Consider the following 21,826-nt stretch of genomic DNA (forward strand, 5'->3'; position numbering starts at 1 on the left):
CCTTACGCCTCCTTTCCCGGAACTGCAGAAAGATCTGCCGGTCCTTCAAATTCTTTTTTCGTTGCACATTCATAGGTGTATGCGGCACGGATCAGTTTCTTTTCCTGGAATCCGTCACCAATCAACTGCATACCGATCGGCAGTCCTTTTTTATCTTTGCCCACCGGAAGAGAAATTCCCGGAAGCCCTGCCAGGTTGACAGAAATCGTATAAATATCTCCCAGATACATTTTGATCGGATCGCTCAGACTCTTTCCAAGCTCCGGTGCCGTCGTCGGGGCTGCCGGTGCCAGGATCATATCGTATTTTTCAAAGGCTTCGTCAAAGGCTTTCTTGATCAGAGCCTTGGTTCGAAGTGCTTTCAGGTAGTATGCATCATAATATCCGGAACTCAATACGAAAGAACCCAACATGATCCGGCGTTTTACTTCTGCGCCGAATCCTTCGGAACGAGTCTTCTTATACATGTTGTGAAGACCTTCGTACTCTTCGGTACGGTAGCCATATTTCACTCCGTCGAATCGCTCCAGGTTGGAACTTGCCTCGGCAGATGCAATGACATAATAAGCCGGAATCGCATACTGTACTAAACTTAAGTCAAATTCTTCGACGATGGCTCCTTTTTCTTTCAGCACATCCGCTGCCTTTAAAATTGCCTCTTTTACTTCCGGATCCAGTCCGTCTCCGAAATAATCCTTCGGAATTCCAATCTTCAGACCTTTCACATCTTCTACCAATGCGCTTGTGAAATCATAGTCCTCTCTTTCCACGGAAGTAGAATCCTTTGTATCATGAGACGCAATCGCTTCCAGAAGGGTCGCACAGTCTGTCACGTCTTTTGCTACCGGTCCGATCTGATCCAGAGAAGAACCATAGGCGATCAAACCGTAACGAGATACGGTTCCGTAAGTCGGCTTCAATCCTACCACTCCACAGAAGGAACTTGGCTGACGGATCGATCCACCGGTATCAGATCCCAGTGCCATAAAGCATTCCTGTGCTGCCACTGCCGCGCAGCTTCCTCCGGAGGATCCTCCCGGGACATGCTCCGTATTGTGTGGATTTTTGGTCGGACCATAGTAAGAAGTCTCTGTGGTACTTCCCATGGCAAACTCGTCCATATTGGTCTTTCCAACGATGACCATTCCCGCCTTTTTCAGATTCAGGACTGCTTCCGAGGAAAAGGTCGGTTTGAAATTATATAAGATTTTGGAACTGCAGGTCGTAAGCTGTCCCTCGACGCACATATTGTCCTTTACCGCTACCGGTACACCTGCCAGCGGTCCTGTTAGTTCCCCTGCATCGATCTTCTTCTGCACTTCTTCTGCCTGTGCAAGTGCCCCCTCTTCATCTACGGTCACATAACTGTTGATGACAGGCTCTGCTTTCTTTATCTGCTCCAACACGGCTTTGGTCGCTTCCACCACCGTGATCTCTTTTTGCTTAATCTTTTCACTCAGCTCCGTGGCTGTCAGACTTAATATCTCCATGCTGTTCATTCACCCCTCTATCCTATCGTCTTCGGAACTTCGAAATAATCTTCATTACATTCCGGTGCATTTGCCAGAGTCTTTTCTTTCTCATCTCCGTTTGTCACTACATCCTCACGGAATACATTCTGTACCGGAAATACATGGGACATCGGTTCGATCCCCGTAGTATCCAATTCATTCAGTGTATCAATATAATCCAACATCTTTTCCATGTCCGCTTTGGCATGTTCCTTTTCCTCCCCGGACAGTTCCAGCTTTGCAAGAATTCCTACATACTCGATGGTTTCATCTGAAATCTTATTTGCCATAATTCTCTCCTCTACTACAATGTTCTTCCGTTTCATCCTGACTTTTTCTTTGCAGGCTATCTCATTTTATAATATGCCTCATAATCTGTGGACTCAATCCGCTCACTTGGTTTTAAAATCACCTGCAGATCTTCCCCCGATCCGTCCAGTGACACCTTAACACCTTCCGGGATCACCAGATTTTTAAAAGCAATGTCCTCATCATATTCCCGTTCCAGGTAGACACTGCTGATATAATAATCCGCATATTCTTCTCCGTCTACTACCGGAACTTCAAAATCCAGGTATGCCCATTCATCCGTCGTCTCTACATCATAGACACCTGCCGGGAAATCAACGCCTGCCACCAGCGCATTCTGTCCGGTCAGCGTGACTTCTTCGGTCAGCGGATTGTCTTCTCCGTTATCCAGGCTTTGCGCACAATCGGTTGTAAATCGTATTTTTCCACCATCCAGACGTACCACAGCGCCATTGTACAGCCGCACATCTTCCAGACTGGTCACCGTATCCTCATCGGTATCTTCCAGTGCGAATTGTCTCCAGAGATAGATTCCATTTTCATAATCACTGAGATTAAAGGTATCGGAGCCACTGTCGACCTCCAGCGTGTAAATTCCTTCCGGAATCTGGATACCTACCACATATTCTCCGCTTCCCAGCGTTTCTTCCCAACTGTCTCCGTCTTCCGACAGTTCCCGGGTCACATAATCATAAGTACCATCTGAATCTGCCGAATCTTCTTTTGAAGAAAATACCGAAGTGCTGTCTTTCCACAGATCTTCTCCCACATTCGTGATCACCTCGAATGCAATCAGTGCAAACACCAGAAATCCCAGGATCTTTTTTGGCCTGATTCCGTTTCCGGCCTTCCGCATCTTTTTCTTTCTCGGGAACTTCTCCCCCACGGTTGCTGTGTAGCCGTAACCTCTACCGGTTCTGCTATTTGCGGATGTGCCGGTATATTGGCTTCCGGTTCCGGAATTCGAAGCACCGCTGTATCCATCGCCCGATCCGTAATTTCCCGCATCTGTATAGTCTCTTCCGAGTTGTGAATCTGCTGATGCATACGGATCTGTGTAGCCTGTGTTAGTTCCGGATCTGGATTGCGTATAAGCATTCTCCATTGTTTTATCGGATTGACTCCTGTGAAATGAAATCTTCTTCTGCGTCTTTTCCTTCTTTGGCTTCTTTTCCTCATGCACATGCGTCAGAGGGCCTTCATCACATTTGCTGGTCCCCAGATATTTTTCATACTGTGAATCATTTTTACTGTTATCCAGACCACATTCCTGACAGATCGAACCATTCAGTTTACCGCCGCATAACTGACATCGTTTTCCAAACATGAAAATCCCCTCCTTTTCGCCATTTCATGACGATTAATGTTACCATAATTCTGCCCTTTTTGCAAGGCGGACACTCTTGCAATCCCTTCGTTATTCAAGTAAAATAGAGTCGTTGTTGCATTTTATATTTCTATTTATACTGGAGACAATTTATGGACTACGAAAAGCTTATCAAAACACGAAATTCAACCAATTATTTTGCTAATATGATGGATCTTCGGATTATCGAGATCAAAAAAGGCTATGCCCGCACTGTAATTGATCCTGTTACAAAGACCCATTTAAATCCGATCAATTCCGTACATGGCGGATGTCTGTTTACCATTGCCGACGTTACAGCCGGTTCCGCTGCATCTTCTTACGGAATCCAGGTCACAACCTTAGACAGTCATTTTAACTTTCTTCGTCCCGGACTTCACACGACAAAACTGACCGGGGAAGCCACGGAATTAAAACATGGAAAAAACATTTCCGTCTATACCGTGGAAATTAAAGATCAGGATGACACCGTACTGGCTGAAGGAACTTTTACGTTTGCTTCTCTGGGCAAACCCATCGTCTTTCACGATTAATTGTCTTTCTTCCAAGAAAGCCTATGACTTATGAACTCATTTTTCCACATCACAAGAAAGGAGTCGCTTAATGTCAAACACCTATCGCAAAGAACTTGTTGGAGTCTTCGGTTATCCGGTAGATGAAAATCCAACGGTGATTCCCGAAGAAGCTGCTTTCCATGCACTGGATCTTGATTTTCGGTATCTGACGATTGAAGTGCATCCGAAAGATCTGAAAGATGCCATGCAGGCTGTCCGTGCCTTGAATTTTCGAGGAATCAACCTGACAATTCCTCACAAATGTGAAGTTTTAAAATATCTGGACAGCATTTCTCCTGAAGCAGAGATCATCGGTGCTGTAAATGTGGTCGTCAATCAGATGGGCAAACTTCATGGAGATAACACTGACGGGAAAGGCTTTTTAAAATCTTTGACCGATGAGGGAATTTCTCCTGTTCATAAAAAAGTTACCATTCTCGGAGCCGGAGGCGCTGCCCGTGCTATTGCAGTAGAACTGGCCCTTGCCGGTACCAGTCACATCAGGATTATCAATCGTCAGGAAGAACGCGGACATCATCTTGCGCTTCTGATTCAGGAACGCACGCCCGCAATTGGTTCTTATCTTCCCTGGACACCGGAAATCATTATCCCGTCAGATACGGATATCCTAATCAACACCTCTCCTGTTGGAATGTATCCAAATACGGATGAACAACCAGATATCGCCTACGACTCCATTGCATCTCATATGATTGTCTGTGATGTCATTACCAACGACCCACATACCTGCTTTTTAAAAGAAGCAGAAAAAAGAGGTGCCAAAACCATTCACGGCCTGAATATGATGATCAATCAGGGAGCCATCAATTTCACGCTCTGGACCGGAGAAGAAGCTCCCATCGATGTAATGACCGATTCCATCGTAAAAGAATTTCATCTTTAAAAGCAAGGTCCGATAAACCTGTTTTTAAGCGTTATTTTTTAAGCGTTATAACTTTTTTAAATTTTTTCAAAAAAAGGCTTGCATTTTTTTATCAGTCTGTTATAATAACGATGTTGCGTCTGACAGGGACGAAACGAGTAATGCGGATTGGTGTAATGGCAGCACAGCAGACTCTGACTCTGTTAGTAGAGGTTCGAGTCCTCTATCCGTAGTTCAGGAATCTGAATCATTCAGGTTCCTGTTTTATCGGAGTGTGGCTCAGCTTGGTAGAGCGCTACGTTCGGGACGTAGAGGTCGCAGGTTCAAATCCTGTCACTCCGATTCCCCCATTTCGATGGGGGATTTTTTTATATCCAATATTGTCATTCTGACATAATTTTCCCAACTTTTTTTAATATTATATTATCATCGCAGGATTTTTCCAGTTATACCTTTTAATCATTAATGAGAGTAATATTCCGAAAATTACTTGATTTTTTATGGATATATGCTATAATATTTCTGTATATCTATAGAGTAGATATCCTTTTTCCTTAGAAATTATAGAAGGAGGACTTGACTATGGTAAACAGAAACGCCGACAATTATTGCCGACTCGGCAGGTGCATCGTGCCGTTTTTTCAACATGTCAAGTCTTATATCATACAATTTATAGCGAACCAGTTGCCGGAGACAGGGCTTATTATGCCTTGGCTTCGGCTTTTTGCGTTTGCCGGAAGGACGGTGGTTTGATATTGAAATCCTAACGCCCACCTGGAAACACATCTTTTCTCGGTATGTCAGCTACCGGAGAAAGAACCAAGCGGACAATTAAAAAAAGAGGAGGAACTGCTATGAAGAAAAAACTATTAGCAATCTTGATCTGTCTTGTAATGGTAGTTGGATTGTTGCCAACCGTAGCCTTTGCCGCAGGAAACTACAATCTGTATGTAGACGGCGAACAATTCACAAGCGAAAAGCTCTCCATTGCCTGTGGAGAAGGAACAGCAACCTATGACCCGGATACAGCAACTCTTACGCTGCACAATGCGACCATCGATAACGATATAATGGCGAATTACGGTATTAAAGCATCTATCCCCAACAGGTTGAAGATAAAGCTGACCGGAGCAAACACTATTACCCGAACTGATATCGGCGGAGGAGCGGGAATTTGCTCCGATAATGCAGTAGAAATCATTGGTGACGGAACATTGACAATCAATGTTAAGGGAGATACTTATGATGGAATTTACACAGGCAATGACCTCAAAATTTCCGATAAAGCAACGGTTAAAATAAACTCTAAAGGCGGATTGGGCATCTCAGGCGAAGGAATTGTTGAGATTGATGGGGCAATTGTGGATTCTGCAGGTCTGTACGCCGGAATTGACACCTATGAGTTAAAGATTACAAACGGCGCCGATGTCACACTTAAGGCAACTTCTGAACATTGTAACGGAGCATTTATCAGGAAAGATAATGAAGGAAACGGTGGCAATATAGAGCTTATTGCATCCAAAGTCAAAGCAACAAGCTATTATCCCGGTCTGTATGCCGGAAACAATCTGACAGTTAACGGCGGCGAGGTAAGCTGTACCTCCACTGCAGACAGTGCCATATGGACAAAAGGCAATATTTTGATTAAAGGCGGCGCCAAAGTAACCACTGACGGCAAATACCCGATGGGATGTGACGGATCTTTCACCGTAGAAGAAGCAGAGATCGATGCAAAGAATACGAATGAGAACAATATCCCTGCAATTTTCGATGAATGTGTGCCTGTAATTACGGATGGCTATCAACTGAACTATGCAAAAGCGGTAGACTCCGAAGGAACAGAAATCGACCTGCTTTCCAGCGGGACCCAATATTTTGCACTATATAAGAATGTTCATTTTATAACAAAGGCTGTCTATCCGGTTTCTTTCGTTGTAACGCCAGACGGTCTGACCAATGTTGTTGTTAAAGTGAATGGTCAGGAGGTTACCGGCTCTGTCAGTTTGGAAGCAGGAACTTATCCTATTGAGGTTACGGCGGATAACTGCGAAGCATACAGCGGCAATATAACAGTTACAGCCGATGCGGCAACGCACACGCAAACGATTGCAATGACTTATTTACCTGCCGACTACACAAAGGTTGATGCAGCCATTGCCAAGGCAAATGCCTTGAAGAAGGACGAATACAAGGACTTTTCGGCGGTACAGACAGCGGTAGACGCTGTCGCCCGTGGTAAGAATATCACCGAACAGCGCGAAGTGGATGCAATGGCGAAAGCAATTGAAGATGCGATTGCAGTTCTGCAATACAAGGATGCGGACTACACAAAGGTTGATGCAGCCATTGCCAAAGCAAATGCCCTGAACAAGGATGACTACAAGGACTTCTCCGCTGTGGAAGCTGCCGTGAAGGCTGTTGTTCGAGACAAGAACATTACTGAGCAATCCGAAGTGGATAAGATGGCAAAGGCTATTGAGGATGCCATTGCAGCTCTTGAGAAAAAGCCAGCCAGCGCCAAACCTGGAACATCCAATAAGAGTACGCAGACCGGTGATCCCAGCAACATTGCACTGTGGATTACTCTGCTGTTTGCCAGCAGCGGTGCAGCCATTGCTACAACGACTGTAAGCAGAAAGAAAAAGCACAAAATCACCCCGTAACCATACAGCGGAAAACGATTTTGGGTGTTTCTGCATTTCGGTGGGCAAATCGACAATTAGGCAGCAAAAAGGAGTTGTTGGCCTGAGATTTTTATTTCATTCAGGTAAAAATTTATACATCCAAACCATAAAAAACCAGCGGAGATTTCAACTCACCAAATCTCCACTGGTTTTTGGGTTATAGGACAAAACGTGTCTGCTCTGTTTTGCATTTTTCCTCATAGAATCGGAGATTTACAACGAAAAACAGATTATTTTTCTACATCTCATCCAGATTAATCTCTCCATCAAATACCACGGTTGCAGGACCGGTCATATAAACCGGATGTCCCTCTCCCTGCCACTCGATCTTCAACTCTCCGCCGAGAAGTTTTACTGTCACCTCATGCTCTGTCAGTCCATTCAAAATGCATGCCACTGCTGTCGCGCAGGCTCCGGTTCCACAGGCAAGTGTTTCTCCCGATCCACGTTCCCACACACGCATTTCCACTGTATTTCGATCCAGAACTTTTACAAACTCTGTATTAATCCGTTTCGGAAATCTTTCATGGTTTTCGAAAGATGGGCCTACTTTTTCAATATCCAGCCCTTTCACATCCTCGACAAACAGCACATCATGCGGATTTCCCATAGACACACCGGTGATTCGATATTCGATTCCATCTACAGTAATCGGTTCATCGATCACACGATCATGTTCGGAAACAATCGGAATCTTCTCCGCTTCCAGGATGGGTTCTCCCATATCCACTTTTACCTGAAGAACTTTTCCGTCTTCCACCGTCAGATCCAGATATTTTATTCCCCCAAGGGTTTCCACGGAAATATGTTCCTGATCCGTCAAGCCATATTCATACACATATTTCGCCACACAACGGATTCCGTTTCCGCACATTTCTCCACGGGAACCGTCCGCATTATACATCTTCATCTCAAAATCTGCCTTGTTGGACGGGCAAATCAGGATCAAACCATCCGACCCGATCCCAAAATGGCGGTCACTGACTTTGATCGCTACTTCTGACGGATTCCACACCTGTTCCTCAAAACAGTTGACATATACATAATCATTTCCGATTCCATGCATCTTTGTAAATTTCATGATTACTTTTCCTTTCCATAACCCAGATCCGGATTCTCATAATCTCCTCTTTGCTTTTTCTTCTCCACATAGGTACCCCAGACATTTGCTTCATCTTCGATTCCTACAGTTGCCGGATCAAAGAGTGGATCCAGACCAAGATTTTTCTGTTTCTCATAGTCTTTCACAATTGCAATCACCTTCGGGGTCAGCAGAAGGATTCCAAAAGTATTGACCCAGAGCATACATCCAACTCCGATATCACCCATTGGCCAGATCGTATCTCCGTCGATCAGGATTCCAAACATACAGAATACCAGAAACAGGATTCTTACAAAAGTTACCACCCATTTTCTCTCTCCAAACAGGAATTTACAGGTGGATTCCAATTGATAGGAATAAGACAGCATCGTAGTAAAAATAAAGACAAACAGCATGATCGCCAGAAGAATTGCTCCCGCTTTTCCAACTGTCACAGACATTGCTTCCTGCATGAAGGCAATTCCATACTGAACTCCCGGTAATTTTTCTACCAGCAGCACTTTTCCTGCGCCGTCCGCCGCCACGTTATAGGTTCCCGCAAGTAATACAGAAATTCCGGTACAGGTGCAGACCAACAATGTATCAATATAAACAGAAAATCCCTGTACCAGCCCCTGTTTTACCGGATGGGACGTATCCGATGTGGATGAGATCAGCGGACTCATTCCGTTACCGGCATCATTGGAGAAGAATCCACGTTTGATTCCCCATGCCAGAGCAGAACCCACAATTCCTCCGAATACTGCATCTTTTCCAAATGCACTGGCAAAAATCGAGCCGAATACCGCTGGAACCTGATCGATATTTACCACAAGAATGATGATCGTAATGATAAAATAAATGCCACACATGATCGGAGCCAATAGCTCTGCCACCTGGCCGATTCGCTTGATTCCACCCATGGTTACGATTCCAACGATCACAGTCATGAGAATTCCAACAAATAAAAAGGAGATCCCAAACGCTCCGTTTACCGCCGTTGCTGCCGTCTGAGTCTGCATCGCCGGAAGCAGAAATCCCGGTCCGATAAATACCGCAATACAGAACAGCACCGCCAGAGTTTTTCCCAGCGTCTTATTCTTGATTCCATTGGACAGATAAAAAGCCGGTCCTCCGGTCAGTTCTCCTAAATTTCTGGTCTTATAGGCCTGTCCCAGAATACACTCTACCATTCCGGTAGATGCTCCGAGAATCGCAGTGACCCACATCCAGAACAACGCGCCCGGGCCTCCCATAAATACAGCCGTTGCCGTACCGGCGATGTTTCCGGTTCCCACCCGGCCACCTACCGTTGTCGCAAAAGCCTGAAAAGACGAAAGACCGGTATCTTCTTTGTTGTCTCCTTTTTCCAGAAGACAGTTTACCATGTCTTTCAGCCGGCGCACCTGCATCCCTTTCAACCTGACAGTAAACCACAATGCAGCAAACATCAGGAACACGCACATTACCGGATGCCAGATAATGTCATTGACCTTGTTCATAACAGTTACAAATACTTCCATGTTTCCCCAACTTTCCTTTGTATTTTCGTATTTTTATATACACAAAGGACAGTATAACACATTTTTTCTATTCTGACATGATCGTCAGGATCATTTGTGCGGTTTCTATCATGCTGGTTCCTGTATCCATACTGTTTTTCTGCAGATACCGATGTGCTTCCTCTTCTGTCATACCATTTCGCTCCATCAGAAGACCTTTGGCCTGATTAATGATCTCCCGTTGTTTCGGATCCCGGTTCTTTAAAGCTTCCCTGCGTTTTTTTCTCCTTCGTCTCATGGTCTGCAGGATCATTTCCAGAGTATTGACCAGATCGTACACTTTGATCGGCATGGGAAGTCCGACCACCCCTTCTTCCAGTCCGTCTCCCCATTTATCCGCTGATGCGATCAGCAGAAGTTGGAAAGAATCCGGAAGATAGTCTCTGATATCACTGTACATCATATCAGAGAGTCGATATCCACACACGATCACTCCATCGTCCAATGTATCCACATAGTGCAGAGCCTGGGCACCTGTCGTTGTGACAGCCAGCACATCAAATCCGCTTCTTACCAGAATGTTCCGGATATTTGTTGCAATCTCTTTTTTGGGGAATACAACAATGATATTGCTCAAGCTTCACACCTCCTGTCACTTTTCTTTGTTTCCGTCACAGGAGATGCTACATTTTATGTAAGTATTGGTCGATCTCCCACTGGGTGATCTGCTGCTGATACTCTCTGTATTTTTCCCGATAGGATTCGATCAGTTTTGTGGAAAGATCTTCTCCCAGCACCTTGCAGATCAACTCATCCTTTTCCAGTTCATCCACTGCTTCTGCCAGTGTCATCGGTAATTTTTCCAGACCCAGAGCCTGTCGTTCTTCTTCTGACATCTCAAAAATATTCAGATCCACACTCTCGGGCGGCATAATCTGATTGCGAATTCCATCCATTCCCGCTTCCAGAAGCACTGCCAGTGCCAGATAGGGATTGGCAGTCGCATCCGGACTTCTCAGTTCGATTCTGGTTTCCTCCCCGTCAACCGCCGGAATCCGGATCAGCGGACTTCGATTCTGCATGGACCACGCAATATATACCGGTGCTTCATATCCCGGTACAAATCTCTTATAAGAATTTACCGTCGGATTAGTCAGGCAGGTAATCGCCTTCATATGCTTCAACAAACCTCCGATAAAATAATACGCTTCCCGGCTCAGGCCGTTCTTGTCTTCCGGATCCTGGAAAATGTTTTTACCGTTCTTCGAAAGCGACATATTGATATGCATTCCCGATCCGTTGACTCCCGCCTTCGGTTTCGGCATAAATGTAGCATGAAGACCATGACGTTTTGCGATCATTTTTACCACCAGCTTAAAGGTCATGATATTGTCCGCCGTTGTCAGGGCATCATCATATTTAAAATCCACTTCATGCTGCGCCGGTGCGCCCTCGTGATGGGAAGCCTCAACCTCGAATCCCATATCTTCCAGAGTCAGCACAATATCTCTTCTTGCATTTTCCCCCAGATCCAGAGGACCCATATCAAAATATCCAGCCTTTTCATGTGTCAGTGTCGTCGGCATACCATCTTCATCGGTATGGAACAGGAAAAATTCACACTCCGGTCCCACATTCAGAGTATAGCCTTCCTCTGCCGCTTTCTGGATCGCACATTTCAGGATATTTCTCGGATCACTTTCATAATGGTGTCCGTCCGGGCGATGGACATCACAGATCAGGCGCGCCACCTTTCCCTGCTGAGGTCTCCACGGAAAAATCTCAAAGGTACGGATATCCGGGAACAGGTACATGTCCGACTCTTCAATCTTCGCAAAGCCCTCGATCGCAGCCCCATCAAACATGCAGCCTTTCTCCAGCGCTTTCTGAAGCTGTCCAGGTGTGATCGCCACATTTTTCATCATCCCCCAGATGTCTGTGAACTGTAACCGGATAAATCCAATATCCTCTTCCTCGATCATTTCAAATATATCTTCTCGTGTATAGTTTCGCATGGTAAACCTCCTTGACATTGACCTTGTGTTCTTGTATGCCCGGCAAAGAAAAAAAATTGTATGCAATTGCCGGATAAAATGACAAAAAGGCGCTCTCATCCATTGAAAACGCCTTTGTTTGTCCCTTATTATAGCCATTCCGTTATAGTTTGTCAATTCTCATCTTTCATCAGAAATCTGCCGTCCCGCCGGATCCATATGATAATTTTCCCGATAGATCAGTTCCGAAATCGGTACGATCTCATATCCCTTTTCTTTCAGTCCCCGGATCACAGATTCCAGCGCATCGGCCGTATATTTTGCTCCGTTATGACAGAGAATGATGGAGCCGTTTCGTAGATTTTTATGCTCCAGAATGGTCTGAATCACGCTGTCTGTTCCGTAATTTTTCCAGTCCAGACTGTCCACGTCCCATTGAATCGGATAATATCCGCACTCTTTTGCCGTCAGGATCACCTGATCATCATAATCTCCGTAAGGCGGTCGGAACAGTTCCATCTCCACCCCCGTCAGCTCTTTCACCTCTTCATGCACCTTCATCAGTTCTTCTTTCTGTTCTTCTTTCGATAACTGACTCATGTTTTTATGAGTTTCACTGTGATTTCCCAGGTCATGCCCCGCCGCTTTGATTGCCTTTACATCTTCCGGGTACTCACTGACCCATCCACCGGTCATAAAAAAGGTTACATGGACTTTTTCCTTTTTCAGAATATCCAGGATTTTCTGTGTGTCCTCATTACCCCAGGCTGCGTCAAATGACAACGCCACCTTCTTCTCTTCCGTCTCCACCGAATAGATCGGCAATTCCCTTCCACTGACATTTGCCGTCACTCTCGCCAGAGAAGAAAGATATCTTAAGGAACCCGCCACGACCACAAGTGCCGCCAGAATAACCAGACTATATTTTTTCATAGATCTCCTGATCTTATTTCTTCTATCCAATATATGCCGGATTCTTTCTCGAAATGTCTGAAACCATCCTGCAACTTTTCCCTGCTACAAATGGATTCTTTATCTTATTTCATTTTGTCTGGATTATTTCCGGATTAATTGAAATATACCAGCTCCGGTACCGGATCCGCCGGTTCTACGCTGATTGCCTTCAATACCGGACCTCTGCCTCTGTAAACCGATACATGGCGGAAAGTTACTTTTGCCCGGACTTTCACCCATTCTCCCGGTTTGAGAGAAGGTGCATCCTCATAATCGCAAAGATATCCGATAAACGAGGTATCATCCGCACAACAGGTCATGGCCATACGTCCCGGCATAATATATTTCGGCGGGAATCCCTTTGGTTTCATTGCTCTCGCAATAATCTCTACCACTTTTCCCTTGTAACGATCCGGGTGATCCATCATATCCACATACCAGATTCCATAATCTTCATTCGGAATCTGAATCACCGGTGCATCCAGATCAAACGGTACGCTGTCCGCAAAGATATTCTCAATCTCGCCCTGATCATTTTCAAAGACAACTTCTGCTTGCGGGCTGACTACCTTTACACTTCTTCGATATCCTGCCAGCGGCTTTACATCGGTACAACGGTTAAATACCACCAGTTCCGAATCTCTGACCATTTCCACAAACAGCGGTTTTAAATTCATCATATACACCTCAAAGGTGCTGGCATCCACTGTGGTCAGCTTCTGGGCAATCCCCCAGCCTTCCGGCAGAGTCAGTGCCTCAAATTCACTGACTTTCCACATTCCGTTGTATTCTACCACAACACGTTCCGGATGGTAGGTATCTTCCAATTCCTGCAGCCATTCCTCGGTCAGATCTTCCTGATCTTCCACTGTCAGGATCTTTACTCCGTATTTTGCAAACTGTTTTTCATCAAACTCTTCTTCTCCCTCTTCGCAGAGGATCAGAAGCGTAGTTCCGTCTACCTGAAAATAATCCTGCTGCAGGGTAAATTTCAGAAACTGAGATTTTCCGCTGTCCAGAAATCCTGTCATCAGATACAGCATTACTCTTGGTTCATCCATAGTCCTTTTCCTTTTCTTTCTATAATCAGATTAATTATTCATGAAGTCCGAACAACTCTTCCAGTTTTTCCTCATCCAGTTTTGCTCCGATGACACAGAGGCGTCCGGTATATTCCGGTGCGCCTGAACGCACTTCATGCTCACCCGGCACCATATCAAAGTAAACCCAAGTTCCATCCGGAGACTCTACCATACCCTTTGCACGGAGAACATCTCCATAAGCCGGATCTGATTCCAAGGTCTTTAGGATCTCAGCTACCTGTTCCTGCGTATATTTCTTCATGGTCTCATGGCCCCAGCTTGTGAAGACCTCATCAGCATGATGATGTCCGTGATGATCATGATGATGATCGTGTCCGCAACCGCATCCACACTCGTGATCATGGTCATGATGATGCTCATGTCCTTCATGGTCATGATCGTGGTGATGCTCATGTCCTTCATGGTCATGATCGTGGTGATGCTCATGTCCTTCATGGTCATGATCGTGATGATGCTCGTGTTCCTCATGGTCATGGTCGTGATGGTGCTCATGCTCTTCCTGATCATGGTCGTGGTGATGATGTTCATGATCATGTCCGCAACACTCACCTTCTGCGTGATGTCCGCCACATTCCGGGCAGGTGATCTCTGCCAGAAGTTCCTCTTCCAGACTCATGCTGTGTTCCATGGTTTCTACGATCTTTTTCCCGTCAAGCTGAGCAATCGGTGTTGTAATGATCGGTGCTTTTTCATTGATCTCACGCAGCATCTGCACTGCTTCTTCTGCTTTGCCCGGTTTTGCCTTATCGGTTCTGCTTAAGATAATTGCTCCGGCGTATTCGATCTGATTGCTAAAGAATTCTCCGAAGTTCTTCAGATAGATTTTACATTTTGTTACATCCGCTACCGTCGTAAAGCTGTTCAGTTCGATTTCCACTTTATCCTGTACGTCTTTGACCGCTTTGATCACGTCAGAGAGTTTACCGACTCCGGATGGTTCGATCAGGATACGATCCGGATGATAAGTCTCTACTACTTCTTTCAGAGACTCTCCGAAATCTCCCACCAGAGAGCAGCAGATACAACCGGAATTCATTTCCCGGATCTCCACTCCTGCTTCTTTTAAGAACCCTCCGTCGATTCCGATCTCCCCGAATTCATTTTCAATCAGAACCACCTGTTCTCCCTGAAATCCTTCCTTTAACAGCTTCTTAATCAGGGTTGTCTTTCCTGCTCCAAGAAAGCCGGAAATAATATCTACTTTTGTCTTTGCCATCATTTTCTACCTCCTACTTACCGGCAACCTCCGGACACTTCTATATCCCGTATTACCGAAAACTTCAAATGACATTTTGTCTTGCATTAAGAAAAGTGCCGAATCCACTCCGACACTATCCTCTGTTTTCTTTTATTCCATTTCCAGAATGACCGGACAATGATCAGACCCATAAACGTCTGTTAGTATTTTCGCACCTTTCAAGCGATCTTTCAACCCCTCAGATACACAAAAATAATCAATACGCCATCCGGCATTCTTTTCTCTTGCTTTGAACCGATAGGACCACCAGGAATAAATGCCTTCCTTATCCGGATAGAAATACCGGAATGTATCGATAAATCCCGCCTCTAACAGTTCCGTAAATTTCTGACGTTCCTCGTCCGTAAATCCCGCATTTTTCCGGTTTGTCTTCGGATTCTTCAGGTCAATCTCGGTATGGGCCACATTAAGATCTCCGCAAAAAACAACCGGTTTGCGCTCTTCTAACTTTTTCAGATAACTCAGGAAATCGCTTTCCCATTTCATCCGGTAATCCAGACGCTTCAATTCGCTCTGGGAATTTGGTGTATAGACCGTAATAAAATAAAAATCTTCAAATTCCAGTGTGATCACACGACCTTCCTGATCGTGTTCTTCTATTCCGATTCCGTAAGATACAGATACCGGCTCCTTCTTCGTAAAGATTGCCGTACCGGAATATCCTTTCTTCACTGCAGAATTCCAGTACTGATGGTATCCGTCCAGTTCCAGCGTAAGCTGACCTTCCTGCATCTTCGTCTCCTGAATACAGAAGATATCCGCATCCGCCTCTTTAAAAAAATCCAGGAATCCTTTTTGCACACAGGCGCGGATCCCGTTCACATTCCATGATACAAATTTCATCCTTTTCTCCTTCTTATGCATCCAGCCAGTCGATCTCTTCTTTTACCGGTTCCGGCTTTGCATATTTATAATAGACTTCCCGCAGGAACAGTCCTCTTGCCGGAGCCAGAAAACCGGATCTTGACGAATCTTTTGCCGCCAGAATCTCCGGGATCTCCTCCGGATCTTTTTCTCCGATTCCCACTTCCAGAAGGGTTCCGGTCAGTTTTCTTACCATATGATATAAAAATCCGTTGCCCTTGTAAACGATCCGAATTTTATTGGCTTCCCGCTCAATTCGGATCTCATCGATAGTTCTCCGGGTAGATTTTTCTCCGGGTTTCATATCCGTAAAACTGTCAAATTCATGGGTTCCGATCAAATAGGCCGCTGCTTTTTCCATGGCCTCCACATTCAGTTCGTGGGGATAATGAAAGCTGTATCTTCTGGTAAATACATCCGGCTTTTCCCGGGTATCCAGATAATATTCATACCGTTTGCCCTGTGCATTATGCCTTGCATGGAATCCGTTTTTCATCAGCTCCATCTTGGCGATCTTAATATCTTCCGGAAGATGGCGGTTAATCGTCGTCATAAATTCATGCATGTCCACCTGACCTCTTAATACCAGGCTTGAAACCTGTCCCTGTGCATGCACTCCCGCATCTGTCCTTCCGGACCCGTTGATTTCTACATTATATCCCACATACATCCCGATGGTCCGCTCCAGAATTCCCTGAATCGTAAGATCAGTATTGATCTGTCGTTGCCAGCCCTGATACTTTGACCCGTCATAGGTTATGGTCAGTTTATAGGTTCGCATCTTTTCCCTGCTCTCTTTCAATCTCAGTAATGTGTCCGTCTTTCAGAAACAGGACACGGTTGCAGATCATGCTTACCACATCGATATCATGAGACACAAACAGATAGGACACACCTTCCGAATCTTTCAGTTCTTTTAACAACTGTAAAATCTGTGCCTGAACCGTCACATCCAACGCGGACAACGGTTCATCCGCCAGAATGAACTTCGCTCCCGAGATCAGTGCCAGTGCCAGGCTTACTCTCTGACGCTGTCCTCCACTTAATTCTCTCGGATATCGGTCATAAAACTCACCGGAAAGATGAACCTTTTCCAGATATTTGCAGGCTTGTTCCTTCCGTTCTTTCGCCGAAAGTCTGGTATGGATCTTTAAGGGTTCCTCCAGGATCCACCCAATCGTCTTCCGTGGGTTCAGTGAGCGGAACGGATCCTGGAACACCATCTGCGGACGGTTGGTAAAATGTCGGATCTCTCCGTCATATTCTTTCAAAAGTCCAAGAACCGCCTTGCACAAGGTGGATTTTCCACTTCCGCTGGCTCCCACCAGACCCACAATATCTCCTTCATAAATAGAAAAAGTCACATCCTTAAGAATCTGCTTTCTCTGTCTGTTTTCTCTGTAATAAGCATTCACATGCTCTAATTCTAACACTTTTTCACTCATTTGTGCACCCTGCCTTTTTACAGTTTCTTCATCAGCAGATCATAATATGCGTTCTGTTTCGTCCGGGTCGGAATCGCCGCGATCAACTCTTTCGTATACGCCTCTTTCGGTTCCGAAAAAATCATTTCCGCCTTTCCCCGTTCGATAATTTCTCCATTTTTCATTACCAACACATTCTCACAGAGACTCTTCACCACCCGGAGATTATGGGAAATAAACAGAATTCCCACCTGATGTCTCTGGTTCATTTTTTTCAGAAGCTTCAGGATACTCTCCTGTGTTCCCACATCCAACGCCGTCGTAGGCTCATCCGCAATCAGAAGATCCGGTTTGCAGATCAGCGCCGATGCGATCATCACCCTCTGTCTCATTCCTCCCGACAATTCATGTGGGTACTGCCGGTATATTTTTTCCGGATCCGGAAGTTCTACCTCTTCCAGAGCCTGTAACACCTTCTGTCTTCGTTCTTCCTTCGAACAGTCTGAGTGAAGCTTCAACCCTTCTCCTACTTGTCGTCCGATCTTCATGGTGGGATTCAGTGCAGTCATCGGTTCCTGAAAAATCATGCCGATCTTTTTCCCCTGGATCTGCTGCCACTGTCTCGTATTCAATTCCAGAAGACTGGTTTTCTTTAACAGGATTTCTCCCGATTCCACGATCGCATTTTTCTTCAAAAGTCCCGCAATCGTCAGGGCTGTCAGCGTCTTTCCCGATCCGGATTCTCCCACGATTCCCAGAATTTCTCCTGCTTTCATGGAAAAATTGACATGACGCACTGCATCTTCTCTTTTTCCTCTGTCTGTAAAATAGATGCTCAGATCCTTCACTTCCAGCATTATCTTCCACCTCCGAACCGATCCAGGATTCCTTCTCCCAGAAGTCCTACGCCTAATACCATCAGCACTAGGAACAATCCCGGGAAAATCGCGCACCACACTCCTGTTGCAAGAAAGGTCTGCGCCTCGGACAGCATCCGTCCCAGACTGGCATCCGGCGGCTGTACCCCGATCCCCAGATAACTCATTCCTGCCTCCGCCAGAACCGCATTGTTAAATCCAATCGTGAGCGAAGAAAGAAGCACCGGAAGGATATTCGGCAGGATATGCACAAACAGAATCCGGTAAGACGGAACCCCGGTCAGGATCGCACTCTTCACATAATCCTCTTCCTTACATTTCATGAATTCTCCCCGGACAATCCTTGCAAAACTCGGAATAAATCCAATTCCCAGAGCGATCATCACTTTATATTTTCCTGTACCAAAAATACTTATGAGAACCAACGCCAACAGTACACTTGGAAATGCTGCCAGTGCGTCGTTGACTCTCATAAGTATTTCGTCTAGCCAGCCACCAAAATATCCGGTCACTGCTCCTAAAATCACACCGATGATTCCCCCGATCAGAATGGTTCCCAGGGCAATGATCAATGTATTGCCTGCCCCGCTTAACACGCGGCTGAAAATATCCCTTCCAAACTGGTCGGTTCCAAAGAGATGTAACAGGGATGGTCCCTGCAATTTGATGGATCCCTGCATTGCATCCGGTTCATAAGGTGTCCAGAAAAATCCCAGCACAATCAGAGCTGTCATCACTGCTGTCAGCCCCACACCCATCTGAAAATAAACTGATTTTATCTTGCGCTTCATGGATCTTTCTCCTTCTTTGTTTCCCGAATATTTTCTCTTATTCTATCGTCTTTCGTTTTTGAACCTTCTGAAATTTTTCGACTACCGAATCTCAATTCGCTTATCCAGCTTCTGATACAGCAGATCAACCACGGTATTGGCAATCAGGATCACGGCTGCAATCAACAGGATCAATGCTTCTACAACCGGATAATCTCTTCCCGAAATCGATGAAATCAGACTTCTTCCGATTCCCGGAATTCCAAAGACCGCTTCCACAATCATACTGTTTGCAATCATATCAGCGATCGCCATTCCCAAAAATGTGATCACCGGTAAGATTCCGTTGCGAAATGCATGGCAAAGCAGAACTCTTGTCGCCGAATTTCCCCGGCTGTACGCGGTTCTTATGTAATCCTGATGCATCTCCGTAATCAGAGAATTTCTCAGGAGTTTTACCGTCATTGCTATCTTAGGAAGTGCTACGGCAACTGCCGGAAGAATCAGATACCCGATAAAGCCACCGATACTTTCTTTATAAGAAATGTAACCGCCCGGCGTAAACCATCGAAGTACCAGTCCAAATACAACGGTCAGAACCATTCCTACGAAAAACGGAGGAATCGACATCACCACCTGATTCCACGCCGTAAAGAAATGGTCGATCCAGGTATTCTCATACTTGGCACACAGAATTCCAAGCGGAACGGACACCAGCAGGATCATCACAAAAGCAATGGCTGTCAGTGTAAACGTAACCGGCACCTTATCCCCGATCAATTCACTGACCGGCTGATTGTATTTATAAGAGGTTCCCATGTCTCCTTTCAGAAAATCGGACAGCCAGTTTACATAACGCTCCGGGAGCGGGTCATTCAACCCCATCTCTTCCCGGAGTGCTTCGACTTTTGTTTCCGTCGCTTCTGTTCCCAGGATTGCCACTGCCGGATCCCCCGGGATAATTTCAAATGCAAGGAAAGCCAGCATACTGACAATTAATAATGCGATTATAAGACCTGCTATTTTTTTGATAAAATATTTCATGCCGCTCTCCTTTCATTTTTGAAATCCGTTTCCGTCAGACCATTGATCTGTCGGATGTTTTACATTTTCTTAATTATCTGATGTTTTATAAATCGTTGACATATCCTGTACGTACAGCGGATAGAATACGTATCCGTCATATCCGTCGCGAATGGCTACCAGATTTGCCAGATCCTGGATGTATACATTTGCTGCCTTCTCTGTCAGGATCTTTTCACAGTCTTTATACAGTTTTACCTGCTCCTTGTCATCTGTCGTTGCAATGGCTTTTGCAAAGGTCTCATCATACTCCGGATCATTGAAATTGATGAAGTTGTTATCTGCATCTGATACAAAACGTTCCAGCATTGCTCTCGCTGTCAGGTTGGCTGCATCTACACCTACTACGGTAGACTGGAAGTTCCGGTTCATATAAGCCTCAGACAACCATGTCTGCCACTCTACCGGTTTGATCGTTGCATTGACCCCAATCTCTTTCAATTCCTCTACAATAACCTGAGCAGCATCCATATGTGGCTGATCTGCGGAACATACCGTGATCTCCATATCAAATCCATCCTCATATCCTGCCTCTTTCAGCAATTCTTTTGCCTTATCGTAGTCCTGAGTATAGTAATCATTCAGATCCTTATCGAAGTATTTCTTCAGACCAGGATACATGCTGGTTCCGACGCGCTCGCCTTTTCCATCCGCCACAATATCCATGATCTCCTGTGGGTTAATGGCATAGCAGAGAGCCTGTCTTACTTTCTCATTGTTGAATGGTTCTACCGCATTGTTCAGGTAAAGTGCCTGTACTAAGTTCATGGTTCCTTCTTCGATATGGAATCCATCTGTCAGCTCTGCTGCCTGGCTGGTTGTCAGTCTCATGACCATATCAACAGATCCACCCTTTAAGTTTGTTACAAGAGTATCTGCATCTGCGATGATCTTGAAGACAACCTTGTCCAGATGAGCCTTTGTGCCCCAATAGTCTTCATTCTTCACCATCACAAAGTCCTGGTCAGCCGTTCTGGATTCGAACTTAAACGGGCCGGTTCCAACCGGAGCAGTTGCCTGATCTTCGTAATCCTTCGGAATGATTGCAGTTGTCATGTAAGCTGCAAATTCTGTATTTGGCTCAGAAAGGTTGATCTCAACCGTCTTGTCATCTACGATATTGACGCTTTCTATAATAGAAAACGCTGATACCAATGGTTCCCCATTTGACGTATCAGCGCATCGATCAATTGAATATTTTACATCTTCGGCTGTCACATCCTGACCATTGTGAAATTTCACGCCGTCGCGAAGTGTAAATGTATAAGTCTTCGCATCGTCGGAAATCGTATAATCACTGGCCACAGCCGGTTGCAGATTTCCATCTGCGTCTGGTTTTACCAGACCTTCAAAAATGTTAAATAAAACCTCTTTCGTTCCTGCCGATACTGCTAAGTGTGGGTCAAGACTATCCAAATCCTGGGAAATACCTACTGTGATACTTCCACCTTCGGTGGGTTCTGAGGAAGCATTATTATCGGACGTTGACGCCGTGCTGTTCTTATTGCCTGAACATCCTGTCAGTGCAAGAGAAAGCGTTGTGGTTACCACTAAAAGAATACTGATTATCCTCTTCATGTTTGTCTCCTTCTTCAAATAACCTCCATT

Annotated in this window: 20 protein-coding genes and 2 tRNA genes; 5 read left to right on the forward strand and 17 right to left on the reverse strand. The window is 45.3% G+C overall.

Features of this window, described 5'->3' with window-relative positions:
* Positions 1-2: 2 nt before the first annotated feature.
* From gatA to KGMB01110_RS04185, 3 genes are read right to left on the reverse strand one after another with little or no spacing between them, the layout of a single operon-like run.
* A complete protein-coding gene (gene gatA, locus KGMB01110_RS04175) occupies positions 3-1,490 on the reverse strand; it encodes an Asp-tRNA(Asn)/Glu-tRNA(Gln) amidotransferase subunit GatA (protein WP_117889071.1) in 1,488 nt (495 codons plus the stop codon).
* A 17-nt stretch (positions 1,491-1,507) separates the two neighbouring features.
* The gene (gatC, locus tag KGMB01110_RS04180) at positions 1,508-1,801 is read right to left on the reverse strand and encodes an Asp-tRNA(Asn)/Glu-tRNA(Gln) amidotransferase subunit GatC (RefSeq protein ID WP_117602745.1); all 294 of its coding nucleotides are present in this window, start codon (positions 1,799-1,801) and stop codon (positions 1,508-1,510) included.
* A 56-nt stretch (positions 1,802-1,857) separates the two neighbouring features.
* Positions 1,858-3,147: a hypothetical protein gene (locus KGMB01110_RS04185; RefSeq protein WP_119297653.1), complete on the reverse strand. Its 1,290-nt coding sequence runs from the start codon at positions 3,145-3,147 to the stop codon at positions 1,858-1,860.
* Between the two features lie 152 nt (positions 3,148-3,299).
* Between KGMB01110_RS04185 and KGMB01110_RS04190 the strand changes: the two genes are divergently transcribed.
* The 5 genes from KGMB01110_RS04190 to KGMB01110_RS04210 all read left to right on the forward strand — a co-directional run bounded on the left by KGMB01110_RS04190 (position 3,300) and on the right by KGMB01110_RS04210 (position 7,286).
* A complete protein-coding gene (locus KGMB01110_RS04190) occupies positions 3,300-3,719 on the forward strand; it encodes a PaaI family thioesterase (protein WP_119297654.1) in 420 nt (139 codons plus the stop codon).
* 70 nt (positions 3,720-3,789) lie between these two features.
* Positions 3,790-4,644: a shikimate dehydrogenase gene (aroE, locus tag KGMB01110_RS04195; RefSeq protein WP_119297655.1), complete on the forward strand. Its 855-nt coding sequence runs from the start codon at positions 3,790-3,792 to the stop codon at positions 4,642-4,644.
* Between the two features lie 141 nt (positions 4,645-4,785).
* Positions 4,786-4,856, forward strand: a tRNA-Gln gene (locus KGMB01110_RS04200).
* A gap of 35 nt (positions 4,857-4,891) precedes the next feature.
* Positions 4,892-4,965, forward strand: a tRNA-Pro gene (locus KGMB01110_RS04205).
* A 512-nt stretch (positions 4,966-5,477) separates the two neighbouring features.
* Positions 5,478-7,286 carry a hypothetical protein gene (locus tag KGMB01110_RS04210; RefSeq protein ID WP_170141665.1) on the forward strand — a complete coding sequence of 603 codons (1,809 nt, stop codon included), beginning with the start codon at positions 5,478-5,480 and terminating at the stop codon, positions 7,284-7,286.
* A 259-nt stretch (positions 7,287-7,545) separates the two neighbouring features.
* Here the strand turns inward: KGMB01110_RS04210 and dapF are convergent, their stop codons facing one another.
* From dapF to KGMB01110_RS04280, 14 genes are all read right to left on the reverse strand, one after another.
* Positions 7,546-8,388 carry a diaminopimelate epimerase gene (dapF, locus tag KGMB01110_RS04215; RefSeq protein WP_119297657.1) on the reverse strand — a complete coding sequence of 281 codons (843 nt, stop codon included), beginning with the start codon at positions 8,386-8,388 and terminating at the stop codon, positions 7,546-7,548.
* Between the two features lie 2 nt (positions 8,389-8,390).
* Entirely contained in the window at positions 8,391-9,911 is a 1,521-nt protein-coding gene (locus tag KGMB01110_RS04220) for an alanine/glycine:cation symporter family protein (protein WP_119297658.1), read from the reverse strand.
* A 67-nt stretch (positions 9,912-9,978) separates the two neighbouring features.
* On the reverse strand, positions 9,979-10,527 hold the full coding sequence (locus tag KGMB01110_RS04225) for an ANTAR domain-containing response regulator (protein ID WP_117602739.1): 549 nt from the start codon (positions 10,525-10,527) through the stop codon (positions 9,979-9,981).
* A gap of 46 nt (positions 10,528-10,573) precedes the next feature.
* Positions 10,574-11,905, reverse strand: coding sequence for a type I glutamate--ammonia ligase (gene glnA / locus KGMB01110_RS04230; protein WP_119297659.1), 1,332 nt, complete (start codon positions 11,903-11,905; stop codon positions 10,574-10,576).
* Positions 11,906-12,064: 159 nt separating this feature from the next.
* Positions 12,065-12,817 carry a polysaccharide deacetylase family protein gene (locus tag KGMB01110_RS04235; protein ID WP_119297660.1) on the reverse strand — a complete coding sequence of 251 codons (753 nt, stop codon included), beginning with the start codon at positions 12,815-12,817 and terminating at the stop codon, positions 12,065-12,067.
* A gap of 134 nt (positions 12,818-12,951) precedes the next feature.
* Complete coding sequence (locus KGMB01110_RS04240) at positions 12,952-13,899, reverse strand: TIGR03943 family putative permease subunit (RefSeq protein WP_117602736.1); 948 nt, start codon at positions 13,897-13,899, stop codon at positions 12,952-12,954.
* A gap of 34 nt (positions 13,900-13,933) precedes the next feature.
* Complete coding sequence (locus tag KGMB01110_RS04245; RefSeq protein WP_119299076.1) at positions 13,934-15,157, reverse strand: CobW family GTP-binding protein; 1,224 nt, start codon at positions 15,155-15,157, stop codon at positions 13,934-13,936.
* A gap of 132 nt (positions 15,158-15,289) precedes the next feature.
* Positions 15,290-16,042 (reverse strand): exodeoxyribonuclease III, encoded by a 753-nt coding sequence (gene xth, locus KGMB01110_RS04250; protein WP_119297661.1) that lies wholly within the window; start codon positions 16,040-16,042, stop codon positions 15,290-15,292.
* Between the two features lie 13 nt (positions 16,043-16,055).
* On the reverse strand, positions 16,056-16,844 hold the full coding sequence (gene truA / locus KGMB01110_RS04255; RefSeq protein ID WP_117602733.1) for a tRNA pseudouridine(38-40) synthase TruA: 789 nt from the start codon (positions 16,842-16,844) through the stop codon (positions 16,056-16,058).
* Positions 16,831-17,508 carry an ABC transporter ATP-binding protein gene (locus KGMB01110_RS04260; protein ID WP_117888975.1) on the reverse strand — a complete coding sequence of 226 codons (678 nt, stop codon included), beginning with the start codon at positions 17,506-17,508 and terminating at the stop codon, positions 16,831-16,833. The genes truA and KGMB01110_RS04260 overlap by 14 nt, the downstream gene beginning before the upstream one ends.
* Positions 17,509-17,525: 17 nt before the next feature.
* The gene (locus tag KGMB01110_RS04265) at positions 17,526-18,344 is read right to left on the reverse strand and encodes an ABC transporter ATP-binding protein (RefSeq protein WP_119297662.1); all 819 of its coding nucleotides are present in this window, start codon (positions 18,342-18,344) and stop codon (positions 17,526-17,528) included.
* On the reverse strand, positions 18,344-19,156 hold the full coding sequence (locus KGMB01110_RS04270) for an ABC transporter permease (RefSeq protein WP_117602730.1): 813 nt from the start codon (positions 19,154-19,156) through the stop codon (positions 18,344-18,346). Before KGMB01110_RS04270 ends, KGMB01110_RS04265 begins: the two co-directional genes overlap by 1 nt.
* Before the next feature lie 81 nt (positions 19,157-19,237).
* Entirely contained in the window at positions 19,238-20,179 is a 942-nt protein-coding gene (locus KGMB01110_RS04275) for an ABC transporter permease (RefSeq protein ID WP_117602729.1), read from the reverse strand.
* Between the two features lie 69 nt (positions 20,180-20,248).
* Positions 20,249-21,796, reverse strand: coding sequence for an ABC transporter substrate-binding protein (locus KGMB01110_RS04280; protein ID WP_117888977.1), 1,548 nt, complete (start codon positions 21,794-21,796; stop codon positions 20,249-20,251).
* Between the last annotated feature and the right edge of the window lie 30 nt (positions 21,797-21,826).

It is taken from the genome of Mediterraneibacter butyricigenes, assembly GCF_003574295.1.
In the GTDB taxonomy this organism is placed as follows: domain Bacteria; phylum Bacillota; class Clostridia; order Lachnospirales; family Lachnospiraceae; genus Mediterraneibacter_A; species Mediterraneibacter_A butyricigenes.